The organism is Amycolatopsis granulosa, from assembly GCF_011758745.1.
Lineage (GTDB): Bacteria > Actinomycetota > Actinomycetes > Mycobacteriales > Pseudonocardiaceae > Amycolatopsis_E > Amycolatopsis_E granulosa.
Genome location: NZ_JAANOV010000001.1, coordinates 306,955 through 323,969, shown reverse-complemented (window position 1 = coordinate 323,969; position 17,015 = coordinate 306,955). Strand labels below are relative to the sequence as shown.

Sequence of the window (17,015 nt, the reverse complement as noted above, 5' to 3'; positions counted from 1 at the left end):
CGGCCCGCACGGGCCGGCCCTCCGCACGTTCGTCACCGGGACGCCGCATCCGCTCGCGGCGGGACGCGCACGAGCTTGGTCCAGCCGGTCCAGCCTCGTTCCGTGAGCAGCTGGATCAGCCGGCGCGCCGGCGGCACGGTGTCGAAGGCCAGGGTGTCCATCAGCTGGACCAGCGTGGGCTCCAGATCGATGTCGTCGACGTAGTCCTCGCCCTGTTCGTCGGCCAGCCGCGAGAAGTAGGCGGCCAGTTCGTCGGCGAGCTCGACCAGCCGGGGGTCGTCCCCGTCGTGGTCGAGGGCCTCCCCGAGGATGCGGTAGAAGCCGAGCAGCCGGCCGTCCGCCGTCTGGTCGCGCTTGCGGGCCGCCCACTCCGCCACCCGCCCCGGTGAGCGCGCGGCCAGCACGATCCAGCCGTCCCGTTCGGCCTGGAGGATCCGCTCGTGGACGCCGAGCGCCCGCAACCGGTCGAGGTACGAGACGACCTCCGGGGGCAGCGCCAGGTGGTCCCCGGTGGTGAGCCGGGCGATCTGCTCGCGGTGCCGCTGCCGCTGCCGGATCTCGGCCTGCAGCTGCCGGTCGATGTCCCGGACAGCCGCGGCGAACTCCTCGGCACCGGCCCGGAGCAGCTCCCGCACCCGGGCCAGCGGGACGCCGGCCTCGGCGAGGGTCCGGATCTTGATGAGCTGGATCACGGCGCCGGCGTCGTACCGCCGGTAGCCGGAGTGGTCCCGTTCCGGTTCGGGCAGCAGCCCCTTGGCGTGGTAGTGCCGCACCGCGCGCACCGTCACTCCCGCGGAGGCCGCCAGCTCCCCGATGGTCAACATGGGACCAGTGTGCGCGTGATCGCCGCGATGTCCATGGCGTGGGTGAACACCAGCTGGTGGTCGGCGTCCAGCCAGTGGGTGGCGATGCGCGGGTGCTCGCGCTGGAGCCGCTCGGCCCCGGCCCGCCAGTTCCGGTTCAGCGACCGCACGAATTCGCCGTCACCCTCCCCGGCCATGGACCTGGACATGATCATGGTGATGGGCCGGCCGATCACGGCGTACCGGGCGAGGATCCCGGCCCGCACCTGGTCGATCTCCACGTTCAGGTCGAGGATCTCCTGCCCGGTCAGCAGCACCTGGCGGGCGGTGCCCCGCCGGGCCTGCTGGCGCGCCGCGAGGTCCTCCCACATCGCGCGGAACTCCGGCAGGACGGCCTCGGTGAGGAACGGTTCGGGCACCGGGTTGGCGCCGTCGATGAGCAGGAGACCGGACACGGTGCCCGGGTGCCCGGCCGCGTAGTGCACGGCGAGGTCGGCGCCCAGCGAGTAGCCCACCAGCAGCGGCGCGGCGTCGGGGTCACGGTGTCCCAGCTCCGCCATGACCGCCACCAGATCGCCGAGGAACGCGCTGAACGAGTACTGGCCGGCGGCCGAGCTGAGACCGTGACCGCGCAGGTCGAAGGTCACCACGTCGTGGTCACGCCGCAGCAGCCCGGCCAGCTCCTGCAGGTCGGCCTGCGTCGAGTTGAGCCCGGGGCACAGGACCACCAGGCGTCCCCGGCCGCCGCGGGTCGCGGCGATGGTGACGCCGTCGTGGTGGATCGTGAAGTTCTGGGTCGTGGTCATGCCGGCCATGGTGCGGGCTTGACCCTGCGTCAGGGTCAAGCCCCGCTCACCGCGGATCAACGGCCCGCACCGCCCACACCGCGGCACCGGCGAGCATGAACAGCGCACCAGCGGGCCACGGCAGCCCGGCCCGCCTCGGCTACTACGCCGACGACCCGACGGCCTCGTTCACGCCCCGGCCAGCCCGCGCCGCGCGAGCAGGGGCCCGATCTCCGGGTCGCGGCCGCGGAAGGTGCGGAAGAACTCCATCGGATCACCGCTGCCGCCGCGGGACAGCAGCGTGCGGCGGAAGTGGTCACCGTTGGCGCGCTTCAGGCCGCCGTTCTCCCTGAACCACTCCACCGTGTCGGCGTCGAGCACCTCGCTCCAGATGTAGGAGTAGTACCCGGCCGAGTAGCCGCCGCTGAACACATGGGCGAAGTAGGTGCTGCGGTAGCGCGGCGGGATCGCCGGCACCGCCACCCCGGCCTTCTCCAGCGCCGCCGCCTCGAACGAGGCGACGTCGCCGATCGCGTCGTCGGTGCCCAGCCCGTGCCACGCCTGGTCCAGCAAGGCCGCCGCGAGGTACTCGGTGGTGGCGAACGGTTGCCCGTACTGGGCCGACTCCTCCAGCCGCCGCACCAGGTGCCGCGGCAGCGGCTCACCGGTCTCGTGGTGCTTGGCGTAGTTGGCCAGCACCTCCGGCCACAGCATCCACATCTCGTTGACCTGCGAGGGGTACTCCACGAAGTCCCGCGGCACGTTGGTGCCGGAGAAACTCGGGTACCGCACGTCCGAGAACAACGCGTGCAGGGCGTGGCCGAACTCGTGGAACAGCGTGGTGACCTCGTCGAAGCTGAGCAGCGTCGGCTCGCCCGCCGGCGGCTTGGCGATGTTGAGGTTGTTCACCACCACCGGCCGCTCCCCGAGCAGCCGCGACTGGTCGGTGAAGGTGTTCATCCAGGCGCCGCCGCGCTTGGACTCGCGCGCGTAGTAGTCACCGAGGAACAGGCCCAGCGGGCTGCCGTCGGCGTCGAACACCTCGAACACGCGCACGTCCGGGTGGTACACGGGCAGGTCGTGCCGCTCGGTGAAGCTCAGCCCGTACAGCTCGCCCGCCGCGAACAGCACCCCGTCGCGCACTACCCGGTCCAGTTCGAAGTAGGGCCGCAGCGTGGCGTCGTCGAGGTCGAAGCGCGCCTTGCGGACGCGTTCGGCGTAGAAGGCCCAGTCCCACGGCTCGAGCGTCGCGCCCGGGTGGTCCTGGTCGAGGTAGCTCTGCAATTCCTCGGCGTCGCGGCGCGCGTTGGCGACCGCCACCGGGGCGAGCCGCTCCAGCAGCCCGGCCGCGGCCTCGGCGGTGCGGGCGGTCTCGTCCGAGATCACGTAGGCGGCGTGGTTGGAGTAGCCGAGGAGCGCGGCCCGCTGCGCGCGCAGCTGCGCGATCCGCGCCAGCACGGCGGTGTTGTCGGCCGCGTTGCCACGGTTGCCGCGCGAGATCGACGCGGTGTACAGCCGCTCGCGCAGCGCCCGGTTGGCCAGCGAGCTCAGCAGCGGCTGTGAGGTGGGCAGGTTCAGGGTGAGCAGGTACTTGCCAGTCTCGCCCCGGGACGCGGCGGCCGCACCCGCGGCGGCGATGGTGCCCTCGGACAGCCCGGCGAGCTCCGCGACGTCGTCGACCAGCACGGCGAGGTCGTTGGTGTCGCGCAGCAGGTTCTCCTGGAACCGGTTGGACAGCGTGGACAGTTCCTCGTTGAGCACCCGCAGGGTGGCCTGCTGGTCCTCGTCGAGCCCGGCGCCGGCGCGCTGGAATCCGGTGTAGGTGCGGTCCAGCAGCCACGCCGACTCCGGGTCCAGGCCCAGCTGGTCCCGCCGCTCGTAGAGGTCACGCACCCGCGCGAACAGCGCCGGGTTCAGGTGGATCGCGTCGGAGTGCGCGGTGAGCTTCGGCGCGATCGCGGCCTGCAGCTCCTGCCGCGCCGGATTGGTGTCGGAGGAGGTGAGGTTGAAAAACACCGACGACACGCGCCGCAGCAGGCGGCCGGAGGTGTCCAGCGCCACGATCGTGTTCTCGAAGGTCGGCGGCTCCGGATTGCCGGCGATGGCCGCGATCTCGGCGGCGTGCTCGGCCAGACCCGCCTCGAACGCCGGCCCGAAGTGCTCGTCGTCGATCCGGTCGAACGGCGGCAGACCGTAGGGCAGGTCGCTCGCCTGCGCGAACGGGTTGTCGGGTGTCATCCAGCGCGACCCTTCTGTCCTGTCGATCCCCCGATCTCCGCGTCGGAGGACGTCTTCTTCTTCCTACCGCGCTTCGGCGGCGGCGGCACCACCCCGGCCAGGTCGGCGCTGTGGTCGTTGACGCGCACCACGAACGGCCGCACCTCGGTGTAGCGCACCACCGAGATCGACGCCGGGTCCACCACGATCCGCTGGAACGAGTCCAGGTGCTGGCCCAGCGCGTCGGCCAGGATCGACTTGAGCACGTCGCCGTGGCTGCACAGCAGCCACACGGCGTGGTCGCCGTGCTCGGCGCTGATCCGCGCGTCGTGCTCACGCACCGCCGCCACCGCCCGCGCCTGCATGCCGGCCAGGCCCTCACCGCCGGGGAACACCGCCGCCGACGGGTGGGCCTGCACCACCCGCCACAGCGGTTCCTTCACCAGTGCCCTCAGCTCGCGGCCGGTCCACTCGCCATAGTCCACTTCGGACAGCCGCGGGTCGACGGTGCGGGTCAGGCCCCGGTCGGCGACGAGCGGGGCCACGGTGTTCTTGCAGCGCAGCAGCGGGGACACCACAACCTCGGCCAGCGGCACGCCGGCCAGCCGCTCGACGAGCGCCTTGGCCTGCGCGCGGCCGGTGTCGTCGAGCCCGACCTTGGGGGTCCGCCCGGCCAGCACGCCCGACCCGTTGGCGGTCGAGCGGCCGTGCCGCAGCAGGATCACGGTAGCCACGCCGCCAACCTACAGGGCCGGTCCCGCGTCCGGATCAAGGACACCGGTGGTGACCAGCACGATCAGCAGCACACCGAGGGCGATGCGGTAGATCACGAACGGGACGTAGCTCTTGGTCTTGATGAAGTTCATCAGCCACGCGATCACCGCGTACCCGACACCGAAGGCGACCAGGGTGGCGAGGATCGTCGGCCCCCACTGCGGGCTGTGGTCGCCGCCGATGTCGGTGAGCTTGTACAGCCCGGAGCCGAACACCGCCGGCACGGCCAGCAGGAACGCGTACTCGGTGGCGTCGGAGCGGGTGTAGCCGAGCAGCAGGCCGGCGGTGACGGTGCCGCCGGAGCGGGACACGCCGGGGATGAGCGCCATCGCCTGCGCGAAGCCGTACCCGAGCCCGTGCGGGACGGTCAGGTGGTCCAGCGTCCGGTACTGGCGGCCGGCCCGGTCGGCGATCAGCAGCAGGACACCGAACACGATCAGCGTGGTAGCGGTGATCCGCAGGTCGCGGAAGGCGCTGTCGATGGCGTCCTGGAGCAGCAGGCCGAGCACGACGATCGGCAGCGAGCCGACGATGATCAGCCAGCCCAGTCGCGCGTCCGGGTGCCGGCGCCACTCCGGCCGGTACAGGGAGCGCCACCAGGCGGCCAGGACACGGCCGATCTTCTTGGCGAAGTACAGGATGACCGCCAGCTCCGTGCCGATCTGGGTGACCGCGGTGAACGCCGCACCGGGGTCGTCCCAGCCGGCGAGCGCGGCGGTGATGCGCAGGTGGGCGCTGGAGGAGATCGGCAGGAACTCGGTCAGGCCCTGGACCAGGCCGAGAACGAGTGCTTCGAACCAGCCCATGCTCACCGGGCCTTCGGGAAAGTCAGTCGCGTTCGCACGGTGGGAGAGGCTATCTGCGGCACGGATCACCGGATGAGCCGCCTTCGTCAAGTTCTTTACCCGACCTTGGTTACTCTTCGTGCATGCAGAAGCGACAGCTGGGCAGGTCGGGATTGCGGGTCTCCCGGATGGCGCTCGGCACGATGTCCTGGGGCGCCGGGACCGATGCGGACGAGGCAGCCAGCCAGCTCGTCGCGTTCGTGGAGGCCGGCGGCACCCTCGTCGACACCGCGGACATCTACGCCGACGGGGAGAGCGAACGCATCCTGGGTGGCCTGCTCGGCGACCTGGTGCCACGCGACGAGATCGTCGTGGCGACCAAGGCGGTCGCGCGCCGCACCGACGGCCCGTTCGGCGGCGGCGCCTCCCGGGGCGCGCTGCTGTCGGCGCTGGAGGGTTCGCTGCGGCGGCTCGGCGTGGACCACCTGGACCTGTGGCAGCTGCACGCGTGGGACGAGTCGGTGCCGCTGGAGGAGACCCTCTCGGCGCTGGACCATGCGGTGACCTCCGGCAAGGTCCGCTACACCGGCGTGTGCAACTACTCCGGCTGGCAGCTGGCCTCGGCCGCCGCGCTCGGCACGACCGGCCTGATCGCCACCCAGGCGGAGTACTCGCTCGTGGAGCGGGGCGTGGAGCGCGAGCTGGTGCCGGCGGCCCGCTACCACGGGCTCGGGGTGCTGCCCTGGGCGCCGCTGGGACGCGGGGTGCTGACCGGCAAGTACCGCAAGGGCACGCCCGCGGACTCGCGCGGCGCCTCCGCCGAGTACGCCGGGTACGTCGAGCAGCACCGCACCGAGCGGGCGGCGCGCATCGTGGAAGCGGTCACCACCGCGGCCGACGGGCTGGGGGTGTCGCCGCTGGTGGTGGCGCTGGCCTGGGTGCGGGACCGGCCGGGCGTGGTGGCGCCGGTGGTGGGGGCGCGGGACACCGGGCAGCTCACCGGCTCGCTCGCGGCGGAGGAGATCACGCTGCCGGTCGCGATCTCCTCGGCGCTGGACGACGTCAGCGCGGTCGAGTTCGGTTACCCGGAGCGGGGCACCCGGTGATCGCCCGGTGGACAACGGGTGACGCGGCGGGATTTTCAGGGAATGCTGGAGGCAGGACAAGGATGCGACCCGGAGGTCTCGTGCGCTCGTCGGCCACCGTCGGCACCGCTGTGCTGGTGACCTGCGCCCTCGCGCTGTCCGGCTGCTCGGGCAAGCAGGGTGACAGCGGTGACACGCTGCAGGTCGTGGCGAACCCGGTGGCCGCCACCGCGCCCGCCTCGCCCCCGCCCGCGGCCGCCCCCGCGGGCACGGTGATCGGCGCGCCGGGCGAGGTGAGCGCGGTCGCGGCCGACCCGGCCACCGGTGTGCTCGCCGTCGCGGTTCCGGACGCCGTCCTGCTGTACCGCACCGGCGACCTCTCGGCGGCGCCGCTGCGCGTGCCGGTGGCGGGCCGGGCCGAGCAGCTGCGGGTCAGCGGGGGTGTCCTGCTGGCCACCTTGCCGGCCGCGGGTCAGGTCGCCCGCATCGCGCTGCCCACCGGCCAGGTCAGCACGCTCACCGTCGCGGGTCAGCCGGCCGGTGCGGTCGTGGAAGGCGACCGGACGCTGGTCGCGGTTCGCGACCGCAAGGCCGTGGACGTGTTCACCGGTGACCGGCTCACCCGCAGCATCCAGGGCCAGCTCTACAGCGCCGACGACGTGCTGCAGGCCAGCGGGAACACCGTGGTGCTGGACGAGCTGCGCACCGCGGTGTTCTCGGTGGACGTGGACGGCGGCGTGATGGCCGAAGGGCTGCGAGCCGGCGACGGCGCGACCCACGCGGTCGCCGACTCGTTCGGCCGGGTGCTGGTGGTCGACACCCGCACCGGGGCTCTCCTGGCGTTCTCCACCGGGCCGTTGTTGCTGCGGCAGCGGTACCCGGTGCCCGGCGGGGCGTACGGCCTCGCCTACGACGCGCAGCGCGCGCTGGCGTGGGTCACGCTCACCGGGCGCAACGAGGTCGTCGGGTTCGACGTGCGCGGCGGCGAACCGGTCGAGAAGTACCGTTTCCCGACGGTCCGGCAGCCGAATTCGGTTACCGTCGAGGAGCGGAGCGGGCGGGTGTTCGTCGGCTCCGCGGCGGGAGAAGGGGTGCAGGTGATCCAGCCATGAAGCACCAGGAGGCGGTGGTCGACGAGGACTGGGAGTACCGCCCGTTGCAACTGCCACCCGGCGTGTCCCGGCGGGCCGCGGCGACCCAGCTGTCCATCAACGCCGAGTACGGCGGGTGGGAGCTGTCGACGGTCCGGCTCTACTCCGACGGAACCCGGCGCGTCTGGCTGCGCCGCAAGCGCCAGCCCGCGACCGGCCTGCCCGAAGTCCTGGTCTGACTCACCCCGCCAGCGAGCGGCCCGTGTTCGCGAGGGTCTCGCGGAGGATGCGGACAGCCCTCGGGCCGACGCCGTGGAGGGCCAGCAGCTCGTCCTCGGTCAGCCCGGCGACCTGGTCGAGCGCGGTGATCCCGGCGGCGGTCAGCGCCCGGGTCGCCGGCCGCCCGATGCCCGCCGGCAGGTCGCCGACCGCCCCGGCCGTCGCGGTCTCGGCGGCCCCGGCCTGCCGAGCGAGCCGCTCCGGTGCCTGCGCCAGCCAGGCGCGGCGCACCCAGTGGTTGAGCTGCTGGCCGGTGATGTCCGCGAGCGGGATCCGCACGCCGCCGGTCACGCGTTCGGCCGACGGGCAGGCCGCGACGACCTCCGCCGCGTCGGCAGCGGACAGGTGCAGGTGGGCGCGCCTGTCCTCCGCCAGCGCGGCGAACGGCTTGCCGGCCACGGTGAACACCCCGCCGTCCTCGACCGCCTCGGGGAGGTAGGCCGCGGCCTTGCGCAGCTGCGCGACGGTGGTCACGAGGCGCGGAAGAACCGGTCCAGCACACGGGTGCCGAACTTGAGCGCGTCCACCGGCACGCGTTCGTCCACGCCGTGGAACAGGCCGGAGAAGTCCAGATCGGCGGGCAGCCGCAGCGGCACGAACCCGAAGTTGCGGATGCCCAGGGTCTGGAACGACTTCGCGTCGGTGCCGCCGGAAAGCATGTAGGGCAGCACCTTCGCGCCCGGGTCCTCGGCCGCGATCGAGGCGGTCATCGCGTCCACGAGCGCGCCGTCGAAGGTCGTCTCGACCGGGGGCAGCTCCATCCACTCCTTCTCGATGTCCGGGCCGAGGATCGCGTCGAGCTCGCGGTCGAACGCCTCCTCCCGGCCGGGCAGGATCCGGCAGTCCACCGCGGCCTCGGCCACCGAGGGGATCACATTGGACTTGTACCCGGCGGTGAGCATCGTCGGGTTCGCGGTGTCGCGCAGGGTCGCGCCGATCATGCGGGAGACGGCGCCGAGCTTGGCCACGGCGCCGTCGATGTCGTCCTCGGGGAAGTCCCAGCCGGTGATCTCGGTGACGCCGGCGAGGAACTCGCGCACCGAGTCGGTCAGCACGAGCGGGAACCGGTGCTCGCCGAGCCGGGCGACCGCGGCGGCGAGCTTGGTGACCGCGTTGTCGCGGTGGATCATCGAGCCGTGCCCGGCGGTGCCGCGCACGCGCAGCTTCATCCACCGGATGCCCTTCTCGGCGGTCTCCACCACGTAGGTGCGCACATCGTCGGTCAAGTTGATGGAGAAGCCGCCGACCTCGCTGATCGCCTCGGTGGCGCCCTCGAACAGGTCGCGGCGGTTCTCCACCAGCCACTGGGCGCCGAACTTGCCGCCGGCCTCCTCGTCGGCGAGGAACGCGAAGATGATGTCGCGGGGCGGGACGATGTTCTCGCGCTTGTAGTGCCGGGCCAGCGCCAGCATGATGCCGAGCATGTCCTTCATGTCCACGGCGCCGCGGCCCCACACGTAGCCGTCCTGGACCGCCCCGGAGAACGGGTGCACCGACCATTCGGAGGCGTCGGCGGGTACCACGTCGAGGTGGCCGTGCACCAGCAGGGCGCCGCGGCCGGGGTCGGCACCGGCGAGGCGGGCGATCACGTTGTGCCGGTTGCGGCCGCCGGACTCCACGTACTCGATGTCGTAGCCGACCTCGGTGAGCTTCTCCGCCACGAACTCCGCCGCGGCCTTCTCCCCCACCAGCGTGTCCGGATCACCGGTGTTGGTGGTGTCGATGCGGATCAGTTCGCTGGTCAGCGTGACGGCTTCGTCGGCCGCGATCTCGATGCTCACGCCGCCATTCCTACCACTCCGGCGCGGCGGAGGGCTCAGGGCCGCGAGCCGATCCCGGTACTCGCCTCGTGGATGCGGCCGGACGCGCTGTCCGCGGTGAGCGGCGGCGTGGCCATGCCCGCACCGGAGCGCAGACCGGCCAGGAACTCGCTGATCGCGTCGAGGGCGGTGTGCCGGGGGATCCAGCCGAGCTCGTCGCGGGCACGGGTGGTGTCCATGATCGGCAGTCGCAGGACCGTGTCCAGCAGGCCCGGGGAGGCGGGCAGCAGGTGCGCGTACCAGCCGGCGGAGACGGCGGCACGCAACGCCCAGGCCGGCACCGGAACGGTACGGGCACCGAGCAGCCCGGCCAGTGCCTTGGCGTCGATCACCGGGTCGGCGGCCACGTTGAACGCGCCGCGCACCTCGGTCAGCGCGGCCAGCCGGAACGCTTCGCCGATGTCGGCGGAATGCACGGCCTGCACGCGCAGCCCCGGCACGTCCGGGACGAGCGGGATGAGCGAGGGCCGCGCCAGGCTGCCGGGGACGAACGGCCCGGCGAACAGGCGGCGCTGCGCCGAGGCCGCCTCGCGCTTGAACACGAACCCCGGCCGCAGCCGCACCACCCGCACCCCGGGATGGTTGTTTTCGAACCCGTCCAGGTAGCGCTCCAGGTAGGACTTCTCCCGCGGGTAGGCCGCGCCGGGCCAGCCGTGGGTGGGCCAGCTCTCCGGAACCGGCTGGTCCTTCGGGCCCGGCGAGTAGGCGCCGACCGACGACGAGTACACCAGGGCGGGCACCTCCTCCCGGGCGACCGCCTCGAACACGCGGATAGCGCCGAGGACGTTGACGCGCCACGTGGTCGCCGGATCGTGGGTGGGCTGGAACAACCACGCCAGGTGGATCACCACGTCGGCACCGCGCACCAGGTGGCCGATCTGGTCCTCGGCCAGGTCCGCGGCGCGCCACTCCAGCTTCGGGGCGGTCCACTGCGGCTCCCGCCGCACCACGCCGAGGATCGACGCGACCGCGGGGTCGCGGCTGAGCGCCTCGACGGTGCTGGTGCCCAGGTTGCCGCTGGCCCCGGTGACGACGACGCGCAGACCGCTGCTCGCTGGCGAGTTCATGGGGATCCGGTTACCCGCCGCACCGGACGGTCAACCGCCGGGTTTGGCTGTCGCCCGAGCGGGGACACCACCGGGCACACGAGGAAAGGGGCGTGCATGGGACAGCCACGGCAGCAGCAGGAACCGCCGGGTGTGACGGACGAGATGGAGCCCGGGCCGCAGGACCGGATGGCGGGCTACACCGGGCGCGGGTTGCTGCGCGACCAGCGGGCGCTGGTCACCGGCGGGGACTCCGGTATCGGCCGCGCCGTGGCGATCGCCTTCGCCAAGGAAGGCGCGGACGTGGCGATCGCCTACCTGGACGAGCACTCCGACGCCGAGGAGACCGCCGAGCTGGTCCGCAAGGAGGGCCGCCGCTGCCTGCTCCTGCCCGGGGACCTGGGGTCGCGCGAGCAGTGCCGCAAGATCGTGGACGAGACGGTGCGCGAGCTCGGCGGACTGGACGTGCTGGTCAACAACGTGGCCACGCAGCAGGAGCTGGACGCACCCGAGGACCTGACCGACGAGCAGTGGATGCGCACCTTCGACGTCAACATCCACAGCTACTTCCGGGTGACGCACGCGGCGCTGCCGCACCTGGGCGAGGGTTCGGCGATCATCAACACGGCCTCGGTGAACGGGTTGCGCGGCAACAAGTCGCTGATCGACTACTCGGCCACCAAGGGCGCGGTGATCGCCTGGACCTACGCGATGGCGCAGGCACTGGCCGACCGGGGGATCCGGATCAACGCGGTCGCGCCGGGTCCGGTGTGGACACCGCTGATCCCGGCGACGATGTCGGCCGAGCACGTGGAGAAGTTCGGGCAGCAGGTGCCGATGGGCCGGGCGGCGCAGCCGGACGAGCTGGCACCGTCCTACGTGTTCTTCGCAGCCGGGCGGCTGTCGTCCTACTACACCGGCGAGGTGCTCGCCGCGCTCGGCGGCGAGACGCTGCCGGGCTGAGGAGGAAAAGATGAGCGAGGACCGGATGCGATCCGAGCAGCAGGAGAACCTGGAACTCGACGCCGAGCCGGCACCGCTGGAGGACCCGGTGTCCTGGCGGGTGACCGATCCGGACCGGGCCGTCGAGCCGGATTCCGAGGCGCCGGGCGAGCAGTTCGCGGCGCCGGACCGCTCGAACGAGCTCGTCGACGCCGAGGGCACCGAGATCGGCGCGGCGGAAGGCCGCCAGCGGCCGGCGGGCGGTGCCGAGCAGCAGGCGATGCGGGTCGAGGACGGTGACGTTTGACGGCCGGTGTCCCGGGAAATCCGTGATCAGGCACGAGAGGAGACTGGAGGTGCTCCGATGCCCGGACGTGAAGCCCTGCCCAGCACGCTGAAGCGGTCGTCGAGGAAGGCGCAGGACACGTGGGTGAAAACCCACGACTCGGCGGTCGAGACCTACGGCGAGGGCCGGCGGGCGCACCAGACGGCGTACGCGTCGCTGAAGCACTCGTTCGAAAAGGTCGGGGACCACTGGGAGGAGAAGGGTCGCAAGGGCCCCTCCGACAAGCAGGCCGCGCGCGGCGCCGGCCGCAAGCCGACGAAGACCGCCGGCGGCGTGGACGCCTCGGCCAGCAAGCAGCACCTGTACGACGTGGCCAAGAAGCTGGACATCAAGGGCCGCTCGTCGATGAGCAAGGACGAGCTGGTCAAGGCCATCCAGAAGGCCAACGACCGCAAGACCGCCCAGGCTCGCCGGTAGGCAGGTACTGGTGGGAAGGGGCCCGGCTCGGTGAGCCGGGCCCCTTCCGCGTCACGACGGGGGCAGCGTGGGTTTGCCGAGCCGGTCGATGGCCTGCCGGGCGGGCCGCGGCACCCGCCAGTCCAGCCGGGTGCCGGCACTGCGTTCGAGTTTGGCCAGCACCTGCCGGGCGGCCGCGTAGGCCGCTTCCTGCTCGGCCGGGGTGGCGGCACCCTCGGCGAGTTCGAGCAGCTTGATGCCCTGGTTGATCAGGGCGCGCTCGTCGGTGGTGAACCGGGACGCCCGCAGCTTGTCCGCCGCGGCGCACGCGGCTGTCCACGCCTTCTCCGCGTTCTCGGTCGCCTCCACGTACTTCTTCGCCAGGTCCACCGGCGGGTAGGACTCGGTGTGCAGGGCCATCGCCTCGTGGAAGGCGTCGATGAACCGGCCGGTCGAGGGCACCGCGGGGTCGGCCAGCGCGGGCCGCCGCAGAACCTGCTTCGGGTCGGCCTCGTAGGCGCCGTACTCCCCCGCGATCCGTGCGTAGCGGACCCGGGCGGTTTCCCACAGCGCGCGCAGCGACTCGCCCGCGTCGGGCGCGTCCACCGGACGGGCGGGTGGCTTCGGCGGCGGGTGCGCACGGGCCTGCCAGCGGTGGTGCATCGCCGCGCGGGAGTAGGACGCGGCCAGCACCCAGATCAGCACCATGACGGGCCAGACGAACGCTCCCAGGTCTTGGTAGGGCATCGGCAGCTCCCTCACCACGGCGGGCACCCGGCGCGGGTGCTCCTGACTCCATGATGCGCCTGGTTGCGGAGTGCGGTCCGGTGCCGCCGGACCGCGCCCCGGGGTGGTGGAAAGCGCCTCACTACCCGCCGACCGCGGCTGGCAGAATCCGGGGCAGGAGCACGTCGAGGAGTGGGGAGCGGGTGCCGATGGGGCCGCTGGCCGGGATCAAGGTGCTGGAACTGGCGGGCATCGGCCCGGGACCGCATGCGGCGATGATCCTCGCCGATCTCGGTGCCGACGTCGTCCGGGTCGAGCGACCCTCGGGCGGGTTGCGCATGATGCCGCCCGAGGCGCGGGACCACCTGCTGCGCGGCCGCCGGTCGATCGCCGCGGACCTCAAGACCCCCGAGGGCGGGCGGCTGGTCGGGCAGCTGGTGACGAAGGCCGATGTGCTGCTGGAGGGACTGCGGCCCGGAGTGGCCGAACGGCTCGGGGTCGGCCCGCAGGACTGCTTCGCCCGCAACCCGCGCCTGGTCTACGGCCGCATGACCGGCTGGGGACAGGACGGCCCGATGGCGGAGCGCGCCGGGCACGACATCAACTACATCTCCCTCACCGGCGCGCTGTACGCGGTGCGTGACCCGGCGGGCAAGCCGATCCCGCCGCTGAACCTGGTCGGCGATTTCGGCGGCGGGTCGATGTTCCTGGTCGCCGGGGTGCTCGCGGCACTGCTGGAGCGGGAGCGCTCGGGGCGTGGCCAGGTGGTGGACGCGGCGATGGTCGACGGGGCGAGCGTGCTCCTGCAGATGATGTGGGCGATGCGCGCGCAGGGGGCCTGGTCCGACGAACCCGGCACGAACCTGCTGGACACCGGGTGTCCCTTCTACGACACCTACCGCTGCGCCGACGGCGAGTACATCGCGGTGGGGGCGCTGGAGCCCCAGTTCTACGCCGAGCTGCTGCGGGGGCTGGAGCTGGACGGCGAGGACCTGCCCGCCCAGGGCGACCGCGACGGCTGGCCGAAGCTGCGGCAGCGGTTCACCGAGGTGATCGCCACCCGCACCCGCGACGAGTGGGCGGCGGTGTTCGTCGGCACCGACGCCTGCGTGACGCCGGTGCTGTCCTTCGCCGAGGCGGCCCGCAACGAGCACCTGGTGGCCCGCGGCTCGGTGCGGGAGCTCAACGGTGTCACCCAGGCCGCGCCCGCGCCACGGTTCTCCCGCACCCCCGCCACGGACCCGAAGCCGCCGGCCACCCCGGGTGCGGACACCGAGGACGTGATCCGGGACTGGGGCGTGCCGGGCTGACGCCGGCATCGTCGAGCCGGTACACGTCCGAGGCAGCCGCGTCCGGCCTGGTCAGCGGCTATCCCGTGGAACCGTCGCGAGAGGTACCGGCAGCCCCACCTGATCGGGCACCGCGCGGACCAGGTCGCGCAGCCAGGTCTCCACGTCATCGGGCCACCACCGCCCCGACGGCAACCGCGAGAGAACGTGCCGCACGGCGGACACCGTCGGCGCGGCGGGCACGACCCGGCTGGGCGCGGCGCCGGCGAGCACACCCAGCCACCAGTGCTTGCCCGTAGCCGGCAGCGACTCCGGGTCGAGGACGACGTAGTAGTCCGGCAGCAGTGCGGCGCCCCGCCGCAGGTCGGCGACCGCGCTTTCGATGGCGACCTCGAGGGTGCCGGCCGGCGCCTGCTGGTCGAAGAACGCGGCCCACGCATGCGCCACCCCACCCAGCGGGTCCTGGTCGTGCACCACGTAGGCCGCGTGCGTCTGCCCCACCAGTGCCGCGGCGCTGCCCGACCGGGCCACGCGCACGTTCGCCAGCCCGTCCAGCCCGGCCAGCACCTCCCCGGCAGCGGGACCGGTGAGCACGACGACGGTGCTGTTCGGCCTTGCCATACCGGCCAACCTACCGACGGGCCGCCGGGCGAGCGAGCAGCTCGGCGTGGTGGCGGCCCGGGTCGTTCGTCGCGCTCCCGATGCCCGGTCCGGCGGTCACAGCTTGGCCACCATCGTGTCCACCACGTCCATCAGCGCCGTCCGGTCGGGCTGGACGCGGGCGAGCACCCGCAGACCGTAGTAGCTGGTCAGCACGTGATGGGTCAGCGCCGTCGCGGTCCGGTCGCGGGTGATCTCCCCGGTGCGCTGCCCGTGGGCCACCGCGGCGTGCACCGCGCGCTCGACCGTGGTGAAGTGGCGGCGCACCTCCTGCGCCACCTCCGCATCGGTGTTCGCCATCTCGATCGAGGCGTTGATGACGAGGCAGCCCAGGGAGGGCGGATCGGCCAGGTCGAGGTCGATGGCCTGGGTCATCAGGTTCCGCAGCCGGTCCTTGACCGGCCCCGGCCGGCCGAGGAGCTCGACCTGCACCGCGGTGTTCGTCTCGTAGTAGCGGCGCAGCGCGCGCAAGTAGAGCTGCCGCTTGTCCCCGAAGGCGTTGGACAGGCTGGACAGCCCCATGCCCGTCGATTCGGCCAGGTCGCGGGTCGTCGTCGCCTCGTACCCGCGCTGCCAGAACGTGTTCATGACCGCGGTGAGCGCGCTGGTCTCGTCGAACTTCCTGGGCCTGCCCATGCCGCCAACCTAACCCTTTTGGATCGGTTGTCAAAAAACCCGGTGCTCAGTGCGGGCTGGAGACCTGGGGGACGGGACCGGCGCTGGTGGTGCGGCGTCCTCCGGCGGCCCGCGCGAGCAGCAGGCTCACCAGAGCGCCGACCGCGAGCAGCGCACCCGTCCACATCGGGGCCCGGTAACCGAAGGCGTCGACGCCGAGCCCGGCGAGCCAGCTGCCCACGGTGATGCCCGCGCAGATCGTCGCGGTGTTCATGGTGTTGATCAGGGCGCCGCTGTTGGACAGGCGCATGACCCGTGACGCCATGGCCGGATTGAGCGGCATCCCGGTGAATCCCAGCAGGAACAACGCCACGACGGACAGCGCTTGGCTGCTCGCGACCAGCGCGTACAGGCCCAGCAGCACCGCCAGGACCACGCCGCCGAGCCACAGGACGCGCATCGTGTGCGCGTCCGCCAGGCGCCCCAGCACGATGTTGCCCACGACGGTGCCCACGCCGTAGAGCACGAACAGCAGCGGGACGACGGCGGCGGAGAAGCCCGCCACCTCGGTCAGCACCGGAGCGAGGTAGGCGAAGGTGGCGAACACCGCGCCGATCAGCAGGGCGTTGGTGGCGAACGCGCCCCAGAGCCGCCCGCTGCGGAACACCGACAGCTCGGAACGCACGTCCGGCGCCTGCGGTGCCGGGACGGCCTTGACGGTGCAGACGACCAGGACGAGGCACAGGGCGACGAGGATGTCCACGGCCCAGAACGCGGCCCGCCACCCCATGAGCTGGTCGATGAAGGTGGCCAGGGGCAGGCCGAAGACGTTGGCCACCATGAAGCCGCCGAACACGATGGCCAGGGCACGGCCGATCTTGTCCGCCGGGACGAGGTTGGCGCACACGGAGGCGGCGAGCCCGAAGAAGGCCGCGGTCGCCAGGGCCGTGACGACGCGGGCGAGCACCATCGCCCAGTAGGCGGTGGCGAGGGCGCCGATGGTCTGCCCCGCCAGGAACAGCACGAACATCATGACCATCGCCTGCTTGGGCGGCGCCTTGCGGAGCGTGAGCGTCAGCACCGGGCCGCCGAAGACCATGCCCAGCGCGAAGACGGTGACCAGATTGCCCGCGGCGGTGATCGAGACGCCGAGGCCGCCGGAGAGCGACGGGAGCAGTCCGGCCACCATGACCTCTGTCGTGTTGAGGCAGAAGATCGCGAAGCCGAGGACGAAGACCGCGAGGGGCATCAGCGGGCCGCCTTCCGGCCGGGTGTTGCTGCCATGAGCTGACGTCCTTTCCGAGCCGGCCGGGTGGCCGGGATGTGCGTTGCGGGTGCACGGTACCAGACTTTTAG

The 17,015-nt window shown here is 72.5% G+C and carries 19 protein-coding genes; 7 read left to right on the top strand and 12 right to left on the bottom strand.

Annotation, left to right across the window (positions count from 1 at the left end):
- Positions 1 to 32 precede the first annotated feature (32 nt).
- The 5 genes from FHX45_RS01525 to FHX45_RS01505 form a co-directional block, all read right to left on the bottom strand.
- Positions 33 to 824, bottom strand: coding sequence for a MerR family transcriptional regulator (locus FHX45_RS01525; RefSeq protein ID WP_167096241.1), 792 nt, complete (start codon positions 822 to 824; stop codon positions 33 to 35).
- On the bottom strand, positions 818 to 1,609 hold the full coding sequence (locus tag FHX45_RS01520) for an alpha/beta fold hydrolase (protein ID WP_208405765.1): 792 nt from the start codon (positions 1,607 to 1,609) through the stop codon (positions 818 to 820). Before FHX45_RS01520 ends, FHX45_RS01525 begins: the two co-directional genes overlap by 7 nt.
- Positions 1,610 to 1,777: 168 nt before the next feature.
- Complete coding sequence (locus FHX45_RS01515; protein ID WP_167096240.1) at positions 1,778 to 3,826, bottom strand: M3 family metallopeptidase; 2,049 nt, start codon at positions 3,824 to 3,826, stop codon at positions 1,778 to 1,780.
- Positions 3,823 to 4,539 carry an MSMEG_4193 family putative phosphomutase gene (locus tag FHX45_RS01510; protein WP_167096239.1) on the bottom strand — a complete coding sequence of 239 codons (717 nt, stop codon included), beginning with the start codon at positions 4,537 to 4,539 and terminating at the stop codon, positions 3,823 to 3,825. The genes FHX45_RS01515 and FHX45_RS01510 overlap by 4 nt, the downstream gene beginning before the upstream one ends.
- A gap of 9 nt (positions 4,540 to 4,548) precedes the next feature.
- Positions 4,549 to 5,385 carry an undecaprenyl-diphosphate phosphatase gene (locus FHX45_RS01505; protein ID WP_167108189.1) on the bottom strand — a complete coding sequence of 279 codons (837 nt, stop codon included), beginning with the start codon at positions 5,383 to 5,385 and terminating at the stop codon, positions 4,549 to 4,551.
- 122 nt (positions 5,386 to 5,507) lie between these two features.
- Here FHX45_RS01505 and FHX45_RS01500 point away from each other — a divergent pair, with 122 nt between their 5' ends.
- From FHX45_RS01500 to FHX45_RS01490, 3 genes are all read left to right on the top strand, one after another.
- Positions 5,508 to 6,470, top strand: coding sequence for an aldo/keto reductase (locus tag FHX45_RS01500; RefSeq protein ID WP_167096238.1), 963 nt, complete (start codon positions 5,508 to 5,510; stop codon positions 6,468 to 6,470).
- A 62-nt stretch (positions 6,471 to 6,532) separates the two neighbouring features.
- Positions 6,533 to 7,561 carry a YncE family protein gene (locus FHX45_RS01495; protein ID WP_167096237.1) on the top strand — a complete coding sequence of 343 codons (1,029 nt, stop codon included), beginning with the start codon at positions 6,533 to 6,535 and terminating at the stop codon, positions 7,559 to 7,561.
- Positions 7,558 to 7,779: a DUF5703 family protein gene (locus FHX45_RS01490; RefSeq protein WP_167096236.1), complete on the top strand. Its 222-nt coding sequence runs from the start codon at positions 7,558 to 7,560 to the stop codon at positions 7,777 to 7,779. Before FHX45_RS01495 ends, FHX45_RS01490 begins: the two co-directional genes overlap by 4 nt.
- A gap of 1 nt (position 7,780) precedes the next feature.
- Here the strand turns inward: FHX45_RS01490 and FHX45_RS01485 are convergent, their stop codons facing one another.
- From FHX45_RS01485 to FHX45_RS01475, 3 genes are read right to left on the bottom strand one after another with little or no spacing between them, the layout of a single operon-like run.
- Positions 7,781 to 8,293, bottom strand: coding sequence for a hypothetical protein (locus tag FHX45_RS01485; RefSeq protein ID WP_167096235.1), 513 nt, complete (start codon positions 8,291 to 8,293; stop codon positions 7,781 to 7,783).
- A complete protein-coding gene (locus FHX45_RS01480) occupies positions 8,290 to 9,600 on the bottom strand; it encodes a M20/M25/M40 family metallo-hydrolase (protein WP_167096234.1) in 1,311 nt (436 codons plus the stop codon). Before FHX45_RS01480 ends, FHX45_RS01485 begins: the two co-directional genes overlap by 4 nt.
- Positions 9,601 to 9,635: 35 nt before the next feature.
- A complete protein-coding gene (locus FHX45_RS01475; protein ID WP_208405764.1) occupies positions 9,636 to 10,706 on the bottom strand; it encodes an NAD-dependent epimerase/dehydratase family protein in 1,071 nt (356 codons plus the stop codon).
- Between the two features lie 96 nt (positions 10,707 to 10,802).
- Between FHX45_RS01475 and FHX45_RS01470 the strand changes: the two genes are divergently transcribed.
- From FHX45_RS01470 to FHX45_RS01460, 3 genes are read left to right on the top strand one after another with little or no spacing between them, the layout of a single operon-like run.
- Entirely contained in the window at positions 10,803 to 11,648 is an 846-nt protein-coding gene (locus FHX45_RS01470) for an SDR family oxidoreductase (protein WP_167096233.1), read from the top strand.
- A gap of 10 nt (positions 11,649 to 11,658) precedes the next feature.
- A complete protein-coding gene (locus FHX45_RS01465; RefSeq protein WP_167096232.1) occupies positions 11,659 to 11,934 on the top strand; it encodes a hypothetical protein in 276 nt (91 codons plus the stop codon).
- Positions 11,935 to 11,991: 57 nt separating this feature from the next.
- Positions 11,992 to 12,390 carry a ChaB family protein gene (locus tag FHX45_RS01460; RefSeq protein WP_167096231.1) on the top strand — a complete coding sequence of 133 codons (399 nt, stop codon included), beginning with the start codon at positions 11,992 to 11,994 and terminating at the stop codon, positions 12,388 to 12,390.
- A gap of 51 nt (positions 12,391 to 12,441) precedes the next feature.
- On the opposite strand, the gene FHX45_RS01455 is transcribed toward FHX45_RS01460, so the two are convergent.
- Positions 12,442 to 13,116 carry a hypothetical protein gene (locus tag FHX45_RS01455; protein ID WP_167096230.1) on the bottom strand — a complete coding sequence of 225 codons (675 nt, stop codon included), beginning with the start codon at positions 13,114 to 13,116 and terminating at the stop codon, positions 12,442 to 12,444.
- Between the two features lie 188 nt (positions 13,117 to 13,304).
- Between FHX45_RS01455 and FHX45_RS01450 the strand changes: the two genes are divergently transcribed.
- Complete coding sequence (locus tag FHX45_RS01450) at positions 13,305 to 14,405, top strand: CaiB/BaiF CoA transferase family protein (protein WP_167108183.1); 1,101 nt, start codon at positions 13,305 to 13,307, stop codon at positions 14,403 to 14,405.
- 51 nt (positions 14,406 to 14,456) lie between these two features.
- On the opposite strand, the gene FHX45_RS01445 is transcribed toward FHX45_RS01450, so the two are convergent.
- The 3 genes from FHX45_RS01445 to FHX45_RS01435 all read right to left on the bottom strand — a co-directional run bounded on the left by FHX45_RS01445 (position 14,457) and on the right by FHX45_RS01435 (position 16,908).
- Positions 14,457 to 15,005, bottom strand: a complete 549-nt coding sequence (locus FHX45_RS01445) for a hypothetical protein (RefSeq protein WP_167096229.1) — start codon at positions 15,003 to 15,005, stop codon at positions 14,457 to 14,459.
- Between the two features lie 96 nt (positions 15,006 to 15,101).
- Positions 15,102 to 15,680 (bottom strand): TetR/AcrR family transcriptional regulator, encoded by a 579-nt coding sequence (locus FHX45_RS01440; protein ID WP_167096228.1) that lies wholly within the window; start codon positions 15,678 to 15,680, stop codon positions 15,102 to 15,104.
- Between the two features lie 46 nt (positions 15,681 to 15,726).
- Positions 15,727 to 16,908 carry an MFS transporter gene (locus tag FHX45_RS01435; protein ID WP_167096227.1) on the bottom strand — a complete coding sequence of 394 codons (1,182 nt, stop codon included), beginning with the start codon at positions 16,906 to 16,908 and terminating at the stop codon, positions 15,727 to 15,729.
- Positions 16,909 to 17,015: the final 107 nt, after the last annotated feature.

Bases quoted from the DNA above. Each gene is read 5' to 3' on its own strand.
- FHX45_RS01525 (WP_167096241.1), bottom strand. From the start codon at position 824: ATGTTGACCATCGGGGAGCTGGCGGCCTCCGCGGGAGTGACGGTGCGC.
- FHX45_RS01520 (WP_208405765.1), bottom strand. From the start codon at position 1,609: ATGACCACGACCCAGAACTTCACGATCCACCACGACGGCGTCACCATC.
- FHX45_RS01515 (WP_167096240.1), bottom strand. From the start codon at position 3,826: ATGACACCCGACAACCCGTTCGCGCAGGCGAGCGACCTGCCCTACGGT.
- FHX45_RS01505 (WP_167108189.1), bottom strand. From the start codon at position 5,385: ATGGGCTGGTTCGAAGCACTCGTTCTCGGCCTGGTCCAGGGCCTGACC.
- FHX45_RS01500 (WP_167096238.1), top strand. From the start codon at position 5,508: ATGCAGAAGCGACAGCTGGGCAGGTCGGGATTGCGGGTCTCCCGGATG.
- FHX45_RS01495 (WP_167096237.1), top strand. From the start codon at position 6,533: ATGCGACCCGGAGGTCTCGTGCGCTCGTCGGCCACCGTCGGCACCGCT.
- FHX45_RS01490 (WP_167096236.1), top strand. From the start codon at position 7,558: ATGAAGCACCAGGAGGCGGTGGTCGACGAGGACTGGGAGTACCGCCCG.
- FHX45_RS01475 (WP_208405764.1), bottom strand. From the start codon at position 10,706: ATGAACTCGCCAGCGAGCAGCGGTCTGCGCGTCGTCGTCACCGGGGCC.
- FHX45_RS01470 (WP_167096233.1), top strand. From the start codon at position 10,803: ATGGGACAGCCACGGCAGCAGCAGGAACCGCCGGGTGTGACGGACGAG.
- FHX45_RS01465 (WP_167096232.1), top strand. From the start codon at position 11,659: ATGAGCGAGGACCGGATGCGATCCGAGCAGCAGGAGAACCTGGAACTC.
- FHX45_RS01460 (WP_167096231.1), top strand. From the start codon at position 11,992: ATGCCCGGACGTGAAGCCCTGCCCAGCACGCTGAAGCGGTCGTCGAGG.
- FHX45_RS01455 (WP_167096230.1), bottom strand. From the start codon at position 13,116: ATGCCCTACCAAGACCTGGGAGCGTTCGTCTGGCCCGTCATGGTGCTG.
- FHX45_RS01450 (WP_167108183.1), top strand. From the start codon at position 13,305: ATGGGGCCGCTGGCCGGGATCAAGGTGCTGGAACTGGCGGGCATCGGC.
- FHX45_RS01445 (WP_167096229.1), bottom strand. From the start codon at position 15,005: ATGGCAAGGCCGAACAGCACCGTCGTCGTGCTCACCGGTCCCGCTGCC.
- FHX45_RS01440 (WP_167096228.1), bottom strand. From the start codon at position 15,680: ATGGGCAGGCCCAGGAAGTTCGACGAGACCAGCGCGCTCACCGCGGTC.
- FHX45_RS01435 (WP_167096227.1), bottom strand. From the start codon at position 16,908: ATGCCCCTCGCGGTCTTCGTCCTCGGCTTCGCGATCTTCTGCCTCAAC.